At 63.8% G+C, this 20,107-nt stretch carries 11 protein-coding genes and 1 riboswitch; of the genes, 4 read left to right on the top strand and 7 right to left on the bottom strand.

The features are described from left to right. Nucleotides 1–457: 457 nt before the first annotated feature. The 4 genes from JS533_RS11105 to JS533_RS11090 form a co-directional block, all read right to left on the bottom strand. Complete coding sequence (locus JS533_RS11105; RefSeq protein ID WP_241514609.1) at nt 458–2,302, bottom strand: ABC transporter ATP-binding protein; 1,845 nt, start codon at nt 2,300–2,302, stop codon at nt 458–460. A gap of 48 nt (nt 2,303–2,350) precedes the next feature. Next, on the bottom strand, nt 2,351–4,243 hold the full coding sequence (locus JS533_RS11100; RefSeq protein ID WP_241514607.1) for an ABC transporter ATP-binding protein: 1,893 nt from the start codon (nt 4,241–4,243) through the stop codon (nt 2,351–2,353). Between the two features lie 303 nt (nt 4,244–4,546). Beyond that, the gene (locus tag JS533_RS11095; protein ID WP_241514608.1) at nt 4,547–5,035 is read right to left on the bottom strand and encodes a MarR family winged helix-turn-helix transcriptional regulator; all 489 of its coding nucleotides are present in this window, start codon (nt 5,033–5,035) and stop codon (nt 4,547–4,549) included. Nucleotides 5,036–6,099: 1,064 nt separating this feature from the next. Beyond that, the gene (locus JS533_RS11090; protein WP_241514606.1) at nt 6,100–7,191 is read right to left on the bottom strand and encodes an aldo/keto reductase; all 1,092 of its coding nucleotides are present in this window, start codon (nt 7,189–7,191) and stop codon (nt 6,100–6,102) included. 141 nt (nt 7,192–7,332) lie between these two features. After that, a riboswitch (TPP riboswitch) is annotated at nt 7,333–7,436 on the top strand. Between the two features lie 363 nt (nt 7,437–7,799). Between JS533_RS11090 and thiS the strand changes: the two genes are divergently transcribed. Both thiS and JS533_RS11080 read left to right on the top strand, forming a co-directional pair. Next, the gene (gene thiS, locus JS533_RS11085) at nt 7,800–7,994 is read left to right on the top strand and encodes a sulfur carrier protein ThiS (protein WP_241514605.1); all 195 of its coding nucleotides are present in this window, start codon (nt 7,800–7,802) and stop codon (nt 7,992–7,994) included. A gap of 200 nt (nt 7,995–8,194) precedes the next feature. After that, nucleotides 8,195–9,076, top strand: coding sequence for a thiazole synthase (locus tag JS533_RS11080; RefSeq protein WP_241514604.1), 882 nt, complete (start codon nt 8,195–8,197; stop codon nt 9,074–9,076). 144 nt (nt 9,077–9,220) lie between these two features. Here JS533_RS11080 and JS533_RS11075 read toward each other — a convergent pair whose 3' ends face one another. The 3 genes from JS533_RS11075 to JS533_RS11065 all read right to left on the bottom strand — a co-directional run bounded on the left by JS533_RS11075 (nt 9,221) and on the right by JS533_RS11065 (nt 15,950). Then, nucleotides 9,221–10,726 (bottom strand): amino acid permease, encoded by a 1,506-nt coding sequence (locus JS533_RS11075; protein ID WP_241514603.1) that lies wholly within the window; start codon nt 10,724–10,726, stop codon nt 9,221–9,223. Nucleotides 10,727–10,908: 182 nt separating this feature from the next. Next, nucleotides 10,909–15,240, bottom strand: coding sequence for an FtsX-like permease family protein (locus tag JS533_RS11070; protein WP_241514601.1), 4,332 nt, complete (start codon nt 15,238–15,240; stop codon nt 10,909–10,911). Between the two features lie 8 nt (nt 15,241–15,248). Further along, nucleotides 15,249–15,950 carry an ABC transporter ATP-binding protein gene (locus tag JS533_RS11065; RefSeq protein ID WP_241514600.1) on the bottom strand — a complete coding sequence of 234 codons (702 nt, stop codon included), beginning with the start codon at nt 15,948–15,950 and terminating at the stop codon, nt 15,249–15,251. A 585-nt stretch (nt 15,951–16,535) separates the two neighbouring features. Between JS533_RS11065 and JS533_RS11060 the strand changes: the two genes are divergently transcribed. Next, a complete protein-coding gene (locus JS533_RS11060; RefSeq protein WP_241514598.1) occupies nt 16,536–18,011 on the top strand; it encodes an amino acid permease in 1,476 nt (491 codons plus the stop codon). A 634-nt stretch (nt 18,012–18,645) separates the two neighbouring features. Further along, complete coding sequence (locus tag JS533_RS11055; RefSeq protein WP_241514596.1) at nt 18,646–19,620, top strand: hypothetical protein; 975 nt, start codon at nt 18,646–18,648, stop codon at nt 19,618–19,620. The last annotated feature ends 487 nt before the right edge of the window (nt 19,621–20,107 follow it).

The raw sequence follows: 20,107 nt of genomic DNA, 5'->3' as shown, positions 1-20,107 counted from the left end.
GGAATCGCGCTGCGCGCGATGCTGTATTGTTAGCGGCCTTACGGCCGCGAGCTCCCCCACCCGGCTTCGCCGGGAGCCCCCTCAGTGAGGGGGCCGAGGCTCCGCCAGCTTTGCAGGCGATGAGCGAGCCGACATGCGAACCAGCACAACGCGGGGCGATGTTTGACCATAATTGCAGGGCACCAAGGCTGCCGCCATCTACTTCAAGATGCTGGCGGTAGCCTCGGCTCCCTCACTGAGGGAGCTGTCGAGCGCAGCTCGACTGAGGGAGCTCCGCGGCCGTCAGGCCGCCGATAAACAGCATCGCGCGCAGCGCGATTCCAAGATCACGCGCGATCACGCGGACACTCCGCCAACCAGCGAGCGAAGTGAGTCGATTGATGCGTGTGGCCGCAAGGCGCACCGAGGGAAGCTGTGCTCAGCACAGCGACCGAGGAGCAACGCGGCGGACACTCCATCAATCGGCGAGCGAGAACTGGCTGTTGTAGAGGTCGGCGTAGAAGCCGCCGGCCGCGAGGAGCTCGTCGTGGGTGCCGCGCTCGATCACGTCGCCGTGGTTCATGACCAAGATCATGTCGGCATCGCGAATGGTCGAAAGCCGATGCGCGATCACGAACGAGGTGCGCCCGACGGTGAGCGCGTCCATCGCCTTCTGAATAAGCTCCTCGGTACGCGTATCCACCGACGACGTCGCCTCGTCCAGGATCAGGATCGGCGCGTCCTGCACCATCGCGCGAGCAATGGTGAGCAGCTGCTTCTGACCCGCGGACAGCGACGAGTTCTCGTCGAGCACCGTGTCGTAGCCGTTCGGCAGCGACTGGATGTAATGGTCGAGTCCGACCGCACGGCACGCCTCGCGGATCTGAGCATCCGTCACGCCCGGCTTCGAGTACGCGATGTTCTCGCGCACGGTGCCACGGAACACCCACGTGTCCTGCAGGACCATGGAGAACTGGTCGTGCACGTTCCAGCGCGGCACGGACTTCGTGTCCACGCCGTCGATGGTGATGCGCCCACCGGCGATCTCATAGAACCGCATGAGCAGGTTGACCATCGTGGTCTTGCCCGCGCCGGTCGGACCGACGATCGCGACCTTCTGTCCGGCCTTGACGGTCGCGCTGAAGTCGTTGATGATCGGCTTGCCGGCCTCGTATTCGAACTTCACGTGATCGAACTCGACGTCGCCGCGCACCGGCACCGCACGTCCGGCGGTGTCGCGACCGAGCAGCGCCGGCTTGCCGGACTCGTCGGCCATCTCCGGCTCCTCGAGGAAGCCGAACACGCGCTCGGACGCGGCCGCGCACCGCTGCAGGTTCTGGAACGCCTGCGCGAACTGCGACAACGGCTGCGTGAACAAGCGGATGTACATCATGAACGCCACGATCACGCCGAATTCGATCTGCCCGTCCATCGCGAGCGCCGCGCCGACGACGCACACGACCACGTAGCCGAAGTTGCCGACGAAGTTCATGAGCGGCATCATCAGGCCGGACAGGAACTGCGACTTCCAGCCGGAGTCGTACAGGTCGGCGTTGTAGCGTTCGAAGCGGCGGATCGAGTCGGCCTCGCCGTTGTACGCCTTGACGATCAGGTGGCCGGCGTACATCTCCTCGACGTGTCCGTTGACGTCGCCGAGCGCGGCCTGCTGGCGTGCGAAGTACTTCTGCGAGATCTTCATGATCACGCCCATGAGCACCACGCCGAGCAGGCTGGAGCCGATCGCGCACAGCGCCATGATCCAGTTGTTCCAGAACATCATGACGAGCGCGCCGACGAACAGCGTCACGGACGTGATGAGCGAGCCGAGCGACTGGCCGAGCGTCTGCCCGATCGCGTCGACGTCGTTGGTGATGCGCGACAGTACGTCGCCGTAGCTGACCTTGTCGAAGTAGCTGAGCGGCAGCTTGTTGATCTTCACGCTGATCGACTCGCGCAGTTCCTGTGCGGTGCGTTGCGTGACGTTCGCCATCAGCCAGCTCTGCAGGTAGCTGAGCAGCGCGTAGCCGACGTACAGCGCGACGAGCAGCCAGCCGATGCTCGCGACGGCGTCGATGTCGACCGCGCCGACGACCGGCTTGCCGTTGACGACCGCGGGCAGGCCCTTGGCGATCTCGTTGGTCATGTCCTTGAGTTTGTCCGGTCCGATGATCTGGCAGACCGTGCCGGCCGCGCCGAGGACGAGCGCGATGACGATGACGGGGATGTATTTGCGGCAGTATCGGACGAGCTTGCCCATGGTCTTGCCGAAATCCTGCGGCTTTTCCACGGGGCCGCCGCCCGCCGGGCCGTGCCCGCGTCCCATCGGACGATTCATTGGTCCTGGCATGATTAAGTCCTTTCTACGCGAGGCTCACGCGGTGAGTTCCGTCTTGCTGAGCTGGGATTCGGCGATCTGCCGGTAGACGTCGCAGGTTTCGAGCAGCTCCTGGTGCGTGCCCTGGCCGACGACCTTGCCGTCGTCGAGCACGACGATCCGGTCGGCGTTCATGATCGTGCCGATGCGCTGCGCGACGATCAGCTTGGTCGAATCCTTGGCTTCGCGGGCGAGCGCGTCGCGCACTTCGCGGTCGGTCTTGAAATCGAGCGCGCTGAACGAGTCGTCGAAGATCAGGATCTCCGGATGCCGGTAGACGGCGCGCGCGATCGACAGTCGCTGCTTCTGGCCGCCGGACACGTTCGATCCGCCCTGCGCGATGGCCGCGTCGAAGCCGCCGTCCATGCGGCTGACGAATTCGGTCGCCTGCGCGACGTCGGCCGCGGCGTGCACGCGGCGACGTTCGTCGTCGGTCAGCCTGCCGTCGTTCGCCGCGTCCTGCGCGAGCTGCGCGGCCTCGCGCCGGCGTCCGGCGGCGGTCGACGTGTCCGCAAGCTCGACGTTCGCCGCGCCGCCCGCCGCGCCGGACTCCCCCGGCCGGTCGCCGTAGCTGATGTTGCTGGTGACCGTGCCCTTGAACAGCACGGACTTCTGCGGCACGTAGCCGATCTTGTCGCGCAGCGTCGTCAGGTCGTAGTCGCGCACGTCCACGCCGTCGACGAGCACCTGCCCGGCGGACACGTCGTACAGTCGCGGCACGAGATTGATCAGACTCGACTTGCCGGAGCCGGTCGCGCCGATGAACGCGACGGTCTGGCCGCGGCCGGCCTCGAACGAGATGTGTTCGAGGATCGGCTCGCGCGAGTCGGGGTACGTGAAACTCACGTCGCGGAATTCGACGGTGCCGGTCTTGCCGTCGCCGATGCGCGCCACGTCGGCCGCCGTGTCGCGGCCGTCCTTGACAAGCGGATCGGTGTCGAGCACTTCGAGCACGCGCTGCGCGGAGACGTCGGCGCGCGGCCAGAGCACGAACACCATGCTCATAAGCAGGAAGCTCATGATGACCTGCACCGAGTAGCTGGAGAAGACGACCATGTTCGAGAACACGGTGAGCTTGTCGGTCGCCTCGGCCGCGTCGATCAGGTATGCGCCGATCCAGTAGACGGCGAGCATGAGGCCGTTCATCACGGTGTTCATGAGCGGCATCATCACGGCCATCGTGCGGTTGGTGAACAGCTGCGTGTCGGTGAGCTCCTTGTTGGCCTTGGTGAACTTGGCTTCCTGATAGTCCTCGGCGTTGTAGGCGCGCACGACGCGCAGGCCGGTCAGGTTCTCGCGCGCGACCAGGTTGATGTTGTCGGTGAGCTGCTGCATCGCCTTGAACTTCGGCATGACGAGCGTCATGAGGATCGCGATGGCGGCGAGCAGAATGACAACCGCGACGGCGGTGGCGGCGGTCCATTCGAAGCCGTCGCCGGCGATCTTCATGATCGCCCAGACGGCCATGATCGGCGACTTGACGATGAGCTGCAGGCCCATGGTGATAAACATCTGGATCTGCGTGATGTCGTTGGTGGAGCGTGTGATGAGGCTGGCGGTCGAGAAGCGGCTCATTTCGGCCGGGCCGAACGATTCGACCTTGCGGAACTCGAGCGAGCGCAGCCGCTGGCCGAAGCTGGCGGCGACGCGCGCGGCGATGTAGCCGGTCACGATCGCGCAGGCGACCGAGCCGAGCGAGACGAGCAGCATCTTGCCGCCGGCGATCCAGATGTCGCTCATCTCGCTGCCCGGCGTTTCGACGAGCGTGGTGATGTCGGACATGTAGTCGGGCAGTTCGAGATCGAACCAGATCTGTCCGACGATGGTCACCAGGGCGATGAGCATCTGGCCTATCTCCGCTTTGGAGAGGTATTTCATGATGCGAAGCATTGGGGTCCCCCTGTGTTTGGTTGTTGGGTTGGTTGGTCTTATTTGGTCTATTTGGTCGATGAGTTAGTTTCTAGTCTTAAATTACTTACAGTGTAAGATATTACACATGATTCTGCGTGTTACCTGAGAATTCGGTCACCACGTTTCCGGAGAGTCCGGCCGCCCCGCCACCGCGTGGCGGTTTTCTCTCACCGCCGCCCTCTCAGCGAGCGTTTTCTGCCATTCAGGATATTGCGCGACAGAAAACACTCACTGACGATATGCCAGCGAGCGATTTCTGCCACAGAGAATGGGCGCTGCGGGCTATTCCTCGTTTTTGGCAGCCTCGAAGGCCTTGCGGACCTCGTCGGGGGTGGGACGCGGCTTGCCGGGACGGCAGATCGACATGTACGTCACGAATTCGCGCGTCAGCTCGACGAACTCGCGCGTGCGGCGCTCGCCCATCTGCGAAAAGATCCAGCAGACCGCATCGCGGGCCTCCTGCATGTCACGACGCCCGCGTTCACGTCCCGCATCGGTCAGGTTCACACGCACCACGCGGCGATCATCGGGGTCGACTTCGCGCGTGATCAGGCCTTTTTTCTCCATCGAGGACAACAAGGTCGACACGCGGCCCGACGTCGCGTTGATCGCGACGGCCAGCTGCGACGGCGTCATCGTGCCGCGATGGGCGAGCTGCCGGATCGCGAACGCCTCGCCCTGGCCGCCGCGCGTCAGCTCGCGCTGCATGTCCGAACGATGGCACCATGCGTGACGCCACAGCTCGTCGACTGCCTCCTGCTCAAATCCCACGGCACGCTCCTTTCGCAACGGTTTGGCTCGATCCTTGCGCAAGTCCGCGTCGGCCACAACGGCCCAGACACCAAGCGCCAAGCGCCAAGCGCCAAGCGCCAGCGGCCGCCATGCATCCACGGCAATCCTCACGGCTCGACTCAGCCTCTTGCACACATCGACCATCATAATATCTCACAGTATAAACAATTCATCACTGTAAGATATTCGGCGTTTCGCCGCACGCAAGGCAATGCCTCGCCGTCGATGCGTTCCACGTCGACGGGAGCATATTCCCATACCCGTAAGGCACAGATCCGCAGAAACTCCGACGGCGCACTCTCGCAACCGCGAGGCCGCGACCCTCTGTTTGTTTGCGCGCATGGGGAAACAGCGTCAGCAAATCTCCATCAGTCCCAAAACAGCGCCGTCGACGGCTCATGCCGCATGACGATACCGGACAACGCGATCACGACGACGAAGACCCAGCCCCTCGGCCAATGTGGACGATCGTACCAAACTTGACTTGAACAGACTCAAGTAAATTATCCAGTTTCTCATGTTTGCGTTAACGCCACGCCGGAACGAATGTGATACGCACCACAGTAACGGTTGTATCATTAGAGATGTTGATCATATAGCGATACATTGGATAGTGACGTTGGCAAAGCAGTTAGCGCCGGCGGCGACGCCTCAAAGGAAGGCCCAGAGAAGGGGAACATCATGAACACGATAGGAGTACCGATACGTAGTCTGTGCAGCATAGCCGGATGCGGACACGAAGCCGAAGAGTACGGCATGTGCAGCGAGCATTTCACCTCCGCACTGGTACACGGGGCATTCCAGTACCACCACACCGGCGCACGTCCGCTGCATCACTGACGCGGTCTTTTCTTATTCGACGGCGGTTGCCCCGCGCGGAAGCAATGGTCTTTCACGCGGGCGACCGCCGTCGTGCGCATGCGGGCCGGATGCCCCCTCTTCGTACTCTTCTACCCCTACCGCCATATTCATGTACCGTCCATACCCACAACCTTTGTCTGGCAAGCCCGGCAAGCACTCCCGGCAGCGCCCGACAGCGCCCGCTAGCCGAGGACGGCGAGCTCCTCGGGAGTGAGACGAAGGTTGATTGCAGCAAAAGAATCGTTGATCTCATGCGGATTGCGAGCGCTGGGGATCGCGAAAAGGCGATCGTATCGGGTCAGCTCCCACGCGAGCACGACGCGCTGGTAGGAGACGCCGCGGGCCGCCGCCACCTTGCGGAACGGATCGTAGGCCGCCTGATCGAACGGGTCGAGGAAGCCGCCGAGCGGTGACCAGCAGACAAAATCGAGGCCGAGTTCGGCGCAGTGCGCCATCGTATGCTCCGGATCGGGATGCGACGGGGAGAACTGGTTCTGCACGGCGATCAGCCCGTCGCCAAGGATCGCGCGGGCCACGTCGATCTGCGCGTTGTCCACGCGGGAGATGCCGGCGTACCGGATCACGCCCTCGTCCAGCAGCGTTCTGAGCGCACCCATCTGATCCTCGTACGGCACGGCCGGATCAGGACCGTGCGAATACAGCAGATCAAGCGCATCCACGCCGAGCCGCATCGCCGACTCCTTCGCGTCGCGGATCATCGTCTCCGGACGCGAATCGGCCATCCAGCCGTACCGGCTGCCGGCCGCCTGCAGACGTTGCCGGGTAACGTCATCGTGGACTACGTCATCACGGGATATATCATCGGCCGAACCGGGACCAGAGACGGCATCGGACGCTCCCACGGCGACAGCAGCATCGTGGGAATCGTCGGTGGAACGTCCCGCTACCCGCGGCGAACCGTCCGGAACGTCAGTAGCGGCCGCATCCGTATCGATCGTGCGACGATAGCCGGTCTTCGTCGCGACGAGCACCTCGTCGCGCGGGCCATCCCAGCTGGCGAGCGCGTCGCGGACCAGCGTCTCGCCGTAACCGAGGTCGGCCGGGATACCGGTGCCGTCCGTACCCGGCGCGGTCGGCAGATAGTACGACCATGCGGTGTCGAGGTAGCGCACGCCCGCGTCGAGCGCGGCGTGGATCGTGCCGATCGCCGTCTCCCGATCGGGGCGCCCCTCGATGGCGAGCGCCATCGTGCCCATGCCGAGTCGGGGAATATGATGCCCCGCGAAATCAGTGCCATGCTGCAATGCCGTCATAGCGTCCATCATTCCGGCAGGCCCTGACTCCCCGGGCATATTCCGATGCCGTGTCGCCGGCACTCCGTGCCACCGACCCTCCGCCCCCACCACGCCACCTGCGTCCATGTCGCCTGTCACACCCCGGGGCATATGATGGACGTGCAACCGAACGGGAGCCCGGATGGGCTGAGAGGAAGTCGCGAGCTTCGACCGTCAACTTGATGCGGGTAATGCCGCCGTAAGGAAACGGGTTGTTTCGCCGCAACAGCGCGGCGGTTCGCGTATCACTCCAAGCTCATTCGCCCATGACCGTTTGCCCTGCCTGATTGCGCGCGGCATTCGCGTGGTCCGCCGGCGCTCGGACTCGTCACCGAGATGCGGCGCGGATCGCCGGACAGCGCGTGCGTGATGCCGCCGACATTGCGCCGCCGACGTCACCTCGATCAGCGGGCGCATGGGATTCCGGTTCGTTGCGTCAACGACAACTGAAACCGCACAACTGAACAACAACAGAACAACAACTAGTGGTACTTGCAAAAGGGTCATGAAGGGGCGCACCACCTTACAGGGTACGGCTGCTTCAGCGACCCTTTTTTGAATCCGGCGATGCCGGGGAAGGGGAACCGATGATCGTCAACGGCCAGGAGGAGACGCTCGACGAGCCGATCAGCGTCGCCGATTTTCTCGAACGCAGGGGGCTCCGGGCGGCGCGCGTCGCCGTCGAGCTGAACGGTGCGATCGTGCCGCGGGCCAAGCGCGCGGAAACGATGCTCAAGGGCACTGACACGTTGGAGATCGTCACGTTCGTGCAGGGCGGCTGATCGACTCTTTTCCCGGCGCCCCTGGTCAGGGAGCCGTAGAGCGTAGCGAAACTGAGCGGCAGGCAGATGCCGTAACGCATACGCTTCCGGCTATCCCTCAGTCACTTCGCGACGACTCCCTGACAAGAGATCGTCAGTCCAGATCCGACAGATCACCAACACGCAATCAAACGCACCAAACGCACTACAAAGGAGTAATCATGACCACGAACGAGCCCACGCTCGACGAACTCGTCGGCACCGCCACGAACACCGCGCTGCTGCCGGAACCGGACGCCCACGCCTACGATGCGATCGCCACCGGCGACGCCGATCCGCTCATCCTTGGCGGACACAAATTCACCAGCCGCTTCATCCTCGGCTCGGGCCGCTACGATCTCAACCTCATCAAGGCCACGATCGAGAACGCGGGCACGCAGATCGTCACGATGGCGCTGCGCCGCTGCCGCACCACCGAAAACAACCTGCTCGACTACATTCCCAAGGGCATCACGATGCTGCCAAACACGTCGGGCGCGCGCAACGCGGAGGAGGCGGTGCGCATCGCGCGGCTCGCCCGCGAAGTGTGCGAAACCGATTTCGTGAAGGTCGAGATCGAGCATGAGACGAAGTATCTGCTGCCGGACAACGCGGAGACGATCCGCGCGACCGAGATGCTCGCAAAGGAAGGGTTCGTGGTGATGCCGTACATGTTCCCGGATCCGATCGCGGCGCGTCAGCTTGAGGAGGCGGGCGCGGCGTGCGTGATGCCGCTCGGCTCGCTGATCGGCTCGAACAAGGGTCTGCGGATGCGCGATTTCATCGAGGTGATCATCGCGAACGCGCATGTGCCGGTCATCATCGACGCGGGCATCGGCCGGCCGAGCCAAGCCGCCGAGGCGATGGAGATGGGCGCGGACGCGGTGATGGCGTACACGGCGATCGCGTCCGCCGGCAACATCCCGGTCATGGCCCGCGCGTTCAAGCATGCGATCGAGGCCGGCCGCGAGGCGTACCTGGCCGGGCTCGGCACCGTGACCGAGGGCCACGCCGTCCCGTCCAGCCCGACGAACGCGGCCGACTACCTCTCCCCCAGCAAGTAGCGCAGACATAGGGCCGATTCACACCCCTTTACCGTCCCTATGTCTGCGGCGTTCCCCCGGTTCCGCAGACATAGGGACGTTTTCGTCATTCATAGCGACCCTATGTCTGCGGCATCACGGGCAGAAAGTCCCGAAACCAGGCAGCTACCGCCCGAGCGCCTCCTTGAGGTCGCGCGACTCGAACCGTTCGTGCAGCAAACAGTAGCCGCCGAACACGGCCAGCCAGATCAGGCCCGCGATGGCGGATCCGCGCGTGTCGTCGGCCAGGAACAGCGTGCAGTAGACGAACACGAAGAACACGATCGCGATCGTGTTGGTCACGCGCCACGCCGGCATCACGAATCCGTCCGGGATGAAGTCGGCCGAGCGGCGGTACCGCCGGTGCGCGATCATCGTGAGCGTGTAGATGAAGATGATAACCGCAGAAGATGCGGACGCGAACAGCACGAACGCGCCGGAGACGCCCGGCAGCGCGTTGATGACCGGCGACAGCAGGATCAACGCGGCGGACACGAGGATCGCACGCGCCGGCACCTGACGGTTCGACACGACGCCGATCTTCTGGAACGTCGGCGATTCGGACTCGATCGCCAGCTGGTACAGGTGGCGTCCGGCCGAGTACAGCAGCGAGTTGAGCGCGGACGACGCGGCGGTGATCACCACGAAGAACACGAGCGCGGCCGCCCACTTGAGTCCCGCGTACTGGAACACCATGATGAACGGCGAGGCGAACGAACCGTCCGCGTTCGGCTTGAACGTGGTCCACGGCACGATCGCCATGATCGCAAGCAGAGCGCCCACGTAGAAGATGAGCACGCGCACGATGATCTCGTTGACGGCCTTGGGCAGCACCTTGCGCGGGTTCTGCGTTTCGGAGACGGTCACGCCGACGAACTCGATCATCTCATACGCGTAGAAGACCATCTGGAAGCTCATGAGGAACGCAAGCCAGCCGTTGGGCGCGATGGAGAAGTTATTCGTGATGTTGTCAATGCCCGCGTGGCCGGCCGGCGACGCGGCGTCCTGGCCGGTGATCTGCACGGCGTCGTAGTGGTAGCCGATCACGACCATGACGACCGCGGTGGCGATCATCGCGCAGATCAGCGTGATCTTGATCATCGAGAACCAGAACTCCGCCTCGCCGAACGCCTTGACGGCGATGAGGTTGATGGTGACGAGCGCGGCGAGGAAGCACAGTTCGATCAGCCATTTCCAGTGCGACAGGTCCATGCCGAACGTGTCGAAGAACGTGATGAAGTACGTGGAGACGGCCGTGATCTCGCTCATGCCGATGAGCACGAGCACGATCCAGTACGACCAGCCGGCGAACTTGCCCCACCCGTTGCCGAGATAGCGGCGGATGAAGTTGATGAACGTGTGCTGGCTCGGGTCGCGGTACATGAGCTCGCCGATCGCGCGCATCAGCAGGAACATGATGACGCCGACGGCGATGTACACGAAGACGATGCTCGGTCCGGTCAGCGCGATCGACTTGCCGGAGCCGAGGAACAGGCCCGTGCCGATCGTGCCGCCGATGGCGATGAACTGGACGTGGCGGTTGTTCAGGCCGCGCGCCATCTGATTGTGTTCGTCGAGGCTTTCGACTGAGGACAGGGTGCCGCCCTGCGGATCGTGTTGGCTGTTGCTCATGTACCACCTGCTCTTTCGGAAAATACAGGTTCACACTGTATCATCGCGCACGTTACCAAAAACGACCCGGTTCAACGGTTGCGCGTAACGATATCGTGCGTATTTCAGCCAAAAGTTCAATTCATTGAACTTTTGCGGTAGTGCGCGGCTCAATCACACGCGCAACGGCGGCACCCGCCGCCTCACTCCACCGACTTGAGCGAAACGGCCGGATCGATGCGGTCGAGCACCGGGTTGGTGAACAGCTGCACGAGCAGCGCGAAGACCATGGTCACGGCGGCGGCGATCGCGTAGCTTTGCCAGCGCACGCTCACCTCGAAGTAGATGCCCGGCATGGCCAGCGCCGCCGTGAGCAGTCCGCCGACCCAGCGCCCGACCGGAAGCCCCACGATCACGCCGATCACGGTGAGGATCAGCATTTCGCGGTTCACATACCGGTGCACCTCGCGGTCGAAGAAGCCAAGCACCTTAAGCGTGGCCATTTCGCGCACGCGCTCCGACACGTTCGTGTTCGCGAGCGTGAACAGCACCACGAGCGCCAGTCCGCCGGCCAACGCCACGATCAGCGCCACCACCGCACCCATCAGGTCGAAGCTGAAGCTGCGCTGCAGATCGGCCGTGCTCGACACGCTCAGCACGTCGGGATCCTTGCCGAGCCGCTCCGCGTAGGCGATCTGGTCGTCGTCGGAGCCGTCGTAGCGCGCGTAGATCGTGTTCATCCGCACGCCGTCGACCACGGTCGCCGCCGGGTCAAGCCCGTTCGCGTCGTCGCCCGCACCGGCCGCGTCATCCGATTCGGAGCCGCTCGAGCCGGCACCATCAGAGCCGGAGCCGCTCGAGCTGTCGCTGTCCGAACCAGCATCGTCCGAACCAGTACCATCCGTAGCGGAACCGTCCGCCGTGCCGCCGAAGAACCGCGCGTAATCGCCGGCCAGCACATACACGTCCGAGCCGATCACCGACCGGCTCACGGCCACGACGCGCACCTGCTTGCGCTGCGCGGCATCGTTCTTGAGCGTGATCAGGTCGCCGGACCGCACGCCGAGCGCGTTCGCCGCGCTCTGCGACACGATCACGCCGTCCTCGCGACCGTTCTTGGACGAACCGACATCAATCGCGGCGCCGTCGTCAGCCGACCGCAGATCGACGATCCGACGTATTGCCGAACCGTCCGGCACGGTCACGATCTGCACGGTCTCCGTCTCGTCCATCCCGGTCGTGATCTCGCCGTTCTCGACCCGCGCCAGCGCAAACGAACCGGAGGAACCGGAATCGCCAGCCGCACCGGAAGCACCGGACTCGTCAGAAGCACCAGACTCCCCGGAAACACCGGCCCCATCACCGGAATCATCGATCGCGCCATCGTCACGCAACCGGTCGAACGTCGTCGCAAGCCGATCGTGATCGGTGACGACCATGAGATCGTACCGGTACACGTCCTGATATTGCGTGACCGGCAGCGCGTCGACCGTGTCGCTGATCGCCAGGCCGCACACGATGAGCGCGGTGCAGCCGGCCACGCCGCCGACCGTCATGACCAGCCGCGACTTGAACCGCACGAGATTGCGCACGGTGACCTTGTTGAGGAACTTCATGCGCCGCCACAACGGCCCGATCCGTTCCAGCAGCACGCGCGAGCCGGCCCGCGGCGCCTTCGGCCGCATGAGTTCGGCCGGCGTGAGCCGCAGTTCGCCCGCACACGCGACCGCCGTGGCCGCGACGATGCCGACCACGAACAGCGCGATGCCGGCCGACCCGTACAGCCAGTCGTATTCGAACCGCACGCCGGGCACGGTGTACAGTCCCTGCAGCACGACGAGCAGGAACGCCGGAATGCCGATGAATCCGGCGATCAGTCCCAGCCCGCCGCCGATCAGGCAGGCGAGCGCGGCGAACAGCACGTAGCGCGCGCCGATCGCGACCGGCCCGTAGCCGAGGCCGACGTACGTGCCGATCAGGCCGCGCTCCTCCTCGACCATGCGCGTCATCGTGGTCAGGCTCATGAGCACGGCGACGAGCAGGAAGACGACGGGGAATGCGCGGCCGATCGATTCGATCGAGCTCAGGTCCGACTTGAGCGCGCTGAATCCGCCGACCGCGGAGCGCGTCTGCACGTACCAGCGCGCTTCGGCGATGTTGTCGACGCGCTGCTGCTGGAGGTCGAATTCGTCGCTGGCCTGCTGCTTGTTCCGGTCGAGTTCCTGTTGCGCGGCGGTGAGTTTTTTCTCGCTGTCGGCGAGCTTCGACTCCGCGGTTTTGAGCTTTTTGCGGCCGGCTTCGAGCTTCTTGCGGCCGTCCTTGAGTTCGGTTTCCTGCTTGTCGAGTTCCTTGGACTGTTCGTCGAGCTTGGCGGCGTTCTCGTCGAGCCGGCGGCGCTGCTGGGTGAGTTTGGCACCGGAGTCGGCGGCCTTGCGCTCCTGCGAGGCGAGTTGTTCGTTCTGCCGGTCGAGTTCGGCCTGCGCGGTGGCGATGGTCGTGTTCAGCGTGGACGTGAGTTGGTCGCGCTGCTGCACGAGCTGCTTGCGTTGCGCGGTGAGTGAGGTGCGTTGTGCGTCGAGTTGGCCGGCGAGCGCGTTGATGGCGGCCGCGTCCGGCTGCGATTGAGGCGCGTCGATGCCGAGCGCGGCGAGCTGCTTGCGGACGTTCGTCCACTGGTCGTTGGCCCGGGATTGGCTGGCGTCCGTGCCGGCGGATGTCCGGGCCGCGTCGGTCCGGCCGGAAGAGCTGGACGTGCCGGATGCGGCGGACGGGTCGGGCGCACCGCGATGTCCGGACGCGGCGCCCCCGGCCGCGCCCGTATCGTCGCCGGCCCCGACCCCGTTGCCAGCCGGCAGCGAGGCGAGTGCGGCCTTGGCCTTGCCGATCGCGTCCAGTGTGCCGTCGATCGTGGCGATGCCCTGCTTGGCCTGCGCGATGCCGTCGTCGATCGGCTTGCGCTTGTCGTTCAGCTTGTTCTGCGCCGCGGTCAGCTGGGCTCGCGCCGACTTGAGCTGCGCGTTGCCGGCGTCAAGCTTGGCCTGCGCCTCATCAAGCTGCGCGCGACCGTCGTCGATGGTCTTGCGCGCGTCCTTGATCTGCTTGCGTGCGTCCTTGATCTGCTGCTCGCCGTCCTTGATCTTGGCTTCGTTCTCGTCGAGCTTGCCGCGGTTGGTCTCCAACTCGTTGCGGCCTTTGAGCAGTTCGGCGGAGCTCTTGTCGAGCTTGGCCTGCGCCTCGTCGAACCGTTTGGCGGCCTTGGCCTTGGCGTCGTCGAGCTTGGCCTGGGCCGCGTCGACGAGCTGCTGGCGTCGGGCCTGCTGCCGGCTGGTCTGCACCTTGTTTTCGATGCGTTCGGCGACTTCGCGGATCATGTCGTCGTAGTCGCCGCCGAACGAGCTTTCATCCGCCGCGCCTGTGACGGTGATGCTGATGGCGGTGTAGATGTCGCCGGTCACGCCGTCGGACGGCGCGAAGAACGTGTAGTCGGAGGCGATGCTCTGGCGGAACGCCTTGCTGCCGATGCCGTCGGGATTGCTGACGTCCTTGGGATCGAGGACTTCGCCGACGATCGTCAGTTCGGTCGGGAAGCGCGGGGATTGTTCGTCGGTGGCGTTATCGGCGGCGCCGTTGACGGGATCCGTCTTGGTCTGCGACGTGTCCGCGACGGCGGTCGTGCCGGACTTGCCGTTCGTGCCGGCCGTGCCGGCGGACGACGTATCGGATGAATCGGACGAACTGCCGTCGGTCGTGCCGTCCGTGCCGGACGCATCCGTCGCATCCGTCGCGTCGGTCGGCGTGACGGTCAGGTTGTCGCCGATCTTCAGGCCGCTGTCCATCAGGAACTTCTTCGTGACCGCGATCTCTCCGGACTTGGCCGGCATGCGGCCGTCCTGCAGATACGGCCGGTCGAGCCCGGCCGTGCCGATTTCGGTGATCGTCACGGTTTTGGCCGTGCCGTCCACCTCGGTTTCCACGCTCTGGCTGCGCTCGGGTTGCACCGTGGCGACGCCTTCGATCGACTTGAGCGCGGCCACGTCGTCGTCGGTCAGACCGAGCGTGGACAGCACCTGAATGTCGTGCAATCCCTGCGCATCGTAGAAACGGTCGGCGGCGAGGAACATGTCGCGGCAACCGGCGTAGATGCCGGTCAATACGGCCACGCCGAGGAGCGAGATCACGGCGATCGACACAAACCGCTTCCATCCGCGCAGCCAGCAGCGCAACGTGTCCTTCGCAAACGCGGCGGACACTCCCGGACCGGACGGGCCGGCCGACACGGGACCGCCGACTCCGTCCGCCGAATCGGTGTCGGCCGCAGCGGCACGCTCGGTCACGTCGTCGGACACGGACGCCAGCTCATCCTCGTACGCCGCGTCATACGCGGCATCATACGCAGCGTCGTACGCGCCGCCACCCGCGGCCTCGCCCACGGCCTTGCCCGCGCCGCTCACCGTATGCGTCTCCGCCACGCCGACACCGTCCACGGCGTACCGCGGCCGGTCGCCGCCCCTGTCATACCGCTGTTTTCGTACCATCGCAGCACCTACCATTCGATGTCGGCGATCGGCGTGGGCGCGGGGTTCACGCTTTCGCTCGTCACCTTGCCGGAGCGGAAGCGGATCACCTTGTGCGCCATCGGGGCGAGCGCGGAGTTGTGCGTGATGATCATGACCGTCATGCCCTCCTCGTGGCAGATGGTCTGCAGCAGCTGCAAAACCTCCTTGCCGGTCTCGTAGTCGAGCGCGCCGGTCGGCTCGTCGCACAGCAGCAGCTTCGGCTTCTTCGCGATCGCACGCGCGATCGACACGCGCTGCTGCTCGCCGCCGGAAAGCTGCGCGGGGAAATTGTTCAGGCGCTCGCCGAGACCGACCTTGCGCAGCGTCTCGGCCGGGTCGAAATGATCCGGGCAGATCTGGCTGGCGAGTTCCACATTCTCCAGCGCGGTCAGATTCGGCACGAGATTATAGAACTGGAAGACGAAGCCGATGTCGGCGCGACGGTAGGCGATCAGGTCGCGTTTGCGCAGATCGGTGATGTCGCGGCCGCCGACGATCACGCGGCCGGACGTGGCCGTGTCCATGCCGCCGAGAATGTTGAGCGCCGTGGTCTTGCCCGCGCCGGACTGGCCGAGGATCACGGTCAGCTCGCCCTCGTCCGCGGTGAAGCTCGCCCCGTCGAGCGCGCGGATCACCGTTTCGCCGGCCGGGTATTCCTTGGTCACCTCGTCGAACTCGATATACGCCATCGTGCACCCCTTCGTCCGGCGACGTCGCGTTTGTCGCCTTTGTTCCCGTGTCTCGCCACGTCGCGCCGCGTCGTGTCGCGTTTCACCACGTCGCGTTTCACCACGTCGCGTCACGTCGCGTCACGTCGCGTCACATCATGTTTCGCCACGTCGCGCCGCGTCACGTCACGTCGCATACCGCCGCACCGCAGCCGCATCTTCTCGTCGCTGTGCGCCGACGCTGTACCCTCTCATTCTCCCACAATCGCGGTCATAATCGCGGCCGCGTCCGCTGCATTCGTGACCGGGAGCGTGACCGGGAGCGATTCATGCAATCACCGATCATGCAAAAAACGTTGGAAAAATCAAGCCTCTTGCCGGAGGCCCCATCGGCCGGGACCGTTTCCGGTCACGAGCCGTGTCACCGGACGACCACCAAACGATCACCGGACGACCACCAAAAGACCACCAAAAGACCGCATGCGATGGGACGCAATGGCGTCTCGGAACATGAACGGCCTTACAATACCTTCGTTCACAGGGTACGCATGCAACGCCGCGTCGAACGCCGGACCGCATGCGGGAATCAGAGAGATTGGAGATCCTATGGTCGACAAGACCGCCGCGCCGGCACGCAAACCGCGCGAAACCGACGACGTGCCGGTGCCGGCGACGCTGCGCAAATCGTTGAAGAACCGTCATATCCAGCTCATCGCGCTCGGCGGCGCGATCGGCACGGGTCTGTTCTACGGCTCGAGCGAGTCGATCAGCCTCGCCGGCCCGTCGATCCTGCTGGCGTATCTGGTCGGCGGCCTCGCGATCTTCATGATCGTGCGCGCGCTGAGCGAGATGTCGGTCGAGGATCCGAAGGCCGGCGCGTTCAGCTACTACGCGACCCGCTACTGGTCGAAGCGCGCGGGCTTCGTCTCCGGCTGGAACTACTGGTTCAACTACATCCTCGTGTCGATGGTCGAGCTGTCGGTCGTGGGCAGCTTCGTCAACTACTGGTTCCCGAACATCCCGCAGTGGGTGTCCGCGGCCGTGTTCCTCGTGGTCATCGCCGCCGCGAACCTGCTCGGCGTGAGCAAGTTCGGCGAATTCGAGTTCTGGTTCGCGATCATCAAGATCGTAGCCGTGGTCGCGATGATCCTCGGCGGTCTCGCGGTGCTCGTCGCGGGGCTTCCGACCGATTCGGGTATCAAGGCGAGTTTCGCGAACTGGTTCGCGATCGACGGCGGCTTCTTCCCGCACGGGCTCATGCAGCGCACGGCCGACGGCCAGTGGACTGGCCTGCTGATGGCCCTGTGCGTGGTCATGTTCAGCTTCGGCGGCACCGAGCTGATCGGCATCACCGCGGGCGAGACCGAAAACCCGCGCACCACGATCCCGAAGGCCACGAACGGCATCATCTGGCGTATCCTCGTGTTCTACATCGGCGCGCTCGGCGTGATCATGGCCGTGGTCCCGTGGAACACGATCGACGGCAAATCCAGCCCGTTCGTGCAGATCTTCGACTCGGTGGGCGTGCACGCGGCCGCCGGCATCCTCAACTTCGTGTGCCTGACCGCCGTGATGAGCGTCTACAACTCCGGCCTGTACGCGAACTCGCGCATGCTGTACTCGCTCGCCAAGCAGGGCAACGCACCCGCATATCTGGGCAAGCTGAACTCGCACGGCGTGCCGGTGGCGGGCGTGATCACGTCCGCGATCATCACCGCGCTGGCCGTGGTCGTCGTGTTCCTGTGGCCAGCGTTCGCGTTCAACTACCTCATGTCGATCGCGACGATCGCAGGCGTGATCAACTGGTCGATGATCATGGTCACGGAAATGCACTTCCGCAAGGTCGTCGCGGCGGGCGACGGCCCGGCCGAACTCGCGGGACTGCACGGCGACGAGGCGCTCGGCAAGATCCAGTTCAAGCTGCCGCTCGCGCGCGTGATGCCGTACATCGTGCTTGCGTTCCTCGCGCTCGTGGTGGTGCTCATGTGCTTCTCGCCGAGCTACCGCATCGCCGTGGTGGCCGGTGTGATCTGGCTGGCGATCCTGTTGGTCGCCTACCAGCTCACCCAGGCGCGTCGGTAGCGTTGAAGCTCCGGCTGTTCCATCGCTGCTTTGACGACGCCGACGACGCCCAAAGCAGCGATGGGATCGCATAGGCGGCATCGCTCTACAAGATTGGCTTGTTTTGGGATGTATCTTGCAGTTCTAGGTCACTCTGCCAAGTATGACACCGGAACAGGCAATGATGCACAAGGCGGGAAGCCCGGAATTCCAGGCTTCCCGCCTTTTGCGTCGCGTCGGATGTCGGTCTCGTACTCCGTCGGATGACCTAGAACTGCAAGATGCGTTCCACAACAAGCCAGACAGCCCCGTCGTGATGCTCCTGTCGCCGGCAGCGAACAGCGGCAAGACGCCGATTCCAAGAAAACCGTCGATTTAGACGAAGTTGAGCAGGATCAGCCATACGACGAATAAACGAATCAAGCCGACCAATCATCGGATTACATGGCAATTACATGGCAGAAGTTCCGAAGCTTTTGTCTGATGCCGGACGGCATCCTCCAAGACACTGTATGGGTGCAGCACGGATGCCATCCCGTCAGATCATTCGCCAACAATCGAAGCACCATACATGACGACACGCCGGGATCGGACCGTTTTTCCACATACCCCGATTCAGGTAGCGTCCAACCGGCAAAATCCCTACCGTGATGCCATGGACACGACAATACATAGATTACGCGGCAGGGATCAGTTTCTCACCGAACAACAACTGTCCCGCATTCATGAGAGCGAGCTCGCTCGGTTTGAGGAGCTAGCGGAACGTATGCCCGTTCCCGTGGTGGCGAGTCATACATCGGCTCTTAAACTGCTGGGGGTCGAACTGCCGGAACGATACCTCGGCCCATTCGCTCCGGACTCATTACACATTGTGGTGGGAAGCCCAAAGGCTCTGCGTAAGGTCGACGGAGTGACCATGCACGTGAACAACGCCCGACTGGTGGAAGAGCACTCAGCCCCTTGCGGCGGAGATTTCGGCATGGTAACCGCTGAACTGGCTCTGATGCAGATGGCGGAAACGCTCGACATGCTGGAACTTGTGGTGCTGGGGGACTGCATGATGCGCCGAGGAGTGCAAAAACAGACGACCAAACGCCAACTGGCGTTGACGATGAACCAGGCCGGGACGTTCCGAGGAAAACGGAAACTTATGAGGGCCATTCCTCTGATGAGGGAGAATACGGATTCCTCATATGAGACAAGGACGAGGTTGCTTCTCGCATGCCGCGGATTGGGCTCCGCCGACGTCAATGCGGAGGTCTCCTCGGATCGGGCGACTCCTTGGCATGTCGATATGGCGTATCCGGAATTGATGGTGGCGATCGAGTATGATGGCCTCTTCCACATGACGGATGTAATCCAGCAGGAGCAAGACAAACAGAAGCGAGGGCATCTCAGGAGCCGTTCCTGGGAGATGTTCGAAATCACCAAGATGCGACTGGCCACTCCAGAGGCACGGGACGCCGTGGCCGATGATGTCGCACACGCATTCGGAAGGGCGCTCGACATGCCTATTCGTCCGCTGCCGTGTATTCCCATAAGGCAGTTGGCCGATCGGCGAAGCCGATATCGGGCTGCAGGCCTGGAACTGCCACAGCTTGAGCGTTTCTTCATCAATCCACCGGAATGAACACAGCCGGCACTCTTTGCCGGACCTAATGTGACGGGTGTAACCACCCGGTCACTTCGTGATGGCCCGCCGGTAGGGGAAAAATCAACAAGGGCATGCCAGGTAAGCCCGACAACATGCTGGCGGCGTTCCTCGCAGCACCGGGATGCAGGAATGCAAGGAAGGTCTTGTCCCAAATCGGCCTGCCGCGAAGCGTATCTTGCAGTTCTAGGTCATCCGACGGAGTACGAGCCCGACATCCGACGCGACGCAAAAGGCGGGAAGCCCGGAATTCCGGGCTTCCCGCCTTGTACATCATCGCCTGCGCTGGCTTCATACCCGGCAGAATGACCTAGAACTGCAAGATACGCTCCGCAACAAGCCGATCCAGTCGGCACAGCGCCCCTGTTCGGAGCCTCCCGTCAGCGGCGCGGCCGGCACGGCCAACCGAAATACGGCAAAACACCTTGGCCAATACACATGACCACAGAAGACTTCCTGCCACGTT

The sequence above is a fragment of the Bifidobacterium amazonense genome (assembly GCF_018555435.2).
GTDB lineage: Bacteria > Actinomycetota > Actinomycetes > Actinomycetales > Bifidobacteriaceae > Bifidobacterium > Bifidobacterium amazonense.
This window is presented reverse-complemented; position numbering and strand designations above follow the sequence as displayed.

What these genes read in the sequence shown, in the direction of transcription:
- JS533_RS11105 (WP_241514609.1), bottom strand. Translation starts at nt 2,302, where the DNA reads ATGGGACGCGGGCACGGCCCGGCGGGCGGCGGCCCCGTGGAAAAGCCG.
- JS533_RS11100 (WP_241514607.1), bottom strand. Translation starts at nt 4,243, where the DNA reads ATGCTTCGCATCATGAAATACCTCTCCAAAGCGGAGATAGGCCAGATG.
- JS533_RS11090 (WP_241514606.1), bottom strand. Translation starts at nt 7,191, where the DNA reads ATGACGGCATTGCAGCATGGCACTGATTTCGCGGGGCATCATATTCCC.
- thiS (WP_241514605.1), top strand. Translation starts at nt 7,800, where the DNA reads ATGATCGTCAACGGCCAGGAGGAGACGCTCGACGAGCCGATCAGCGTC.
- JS533_RS11080 (WP_241514604.1), top strand. Translation starts at nt 8,195, where the DNA reads ATGACCACGAACGAGCCCACGCTCGACGAACTCGTCGGCACCGCCACG.
- JS533_RS11075 (WP_241514603.1), bottom strand. Translation starts at nt 10,726, where the DNA reads ATGAGCAACAGCCAACACGATCCGCAGGGCGGCACCCTGTCCTCAGTC.
- JS533_RS11070 (WP_241514601.1), bottom strand. Translation starts at nt 15,240, where the DNA reads ATGGTACGAAAACAGCGGTATGACAGGGGCGGCGACCGGCCGCGGTAC.
- JS533_RS11065 (WP_241514600.1), bottom strand. Translation starts at nt 15,950, where the DNA reads ATGGCGTATATCGAGTTCGACGAGGTGACCAAGGAATACCCGGCCGGC.
- JS533_RS11060 (WP_241514598.1), top strand. Translation starts at nt 16,536, where the DNA reads ATGGTCGACAAGACCGCCGCGCCGGCACGCAAACCGCGCGAAACCGAC.
- JS533_RS11055 (WP_241514596.1), top strand. Translation starts at nt 18,646, where the DNA reads ATGGACACGACAATACATAGATTACGCGGCAGGGATCAGTTTCTCACC.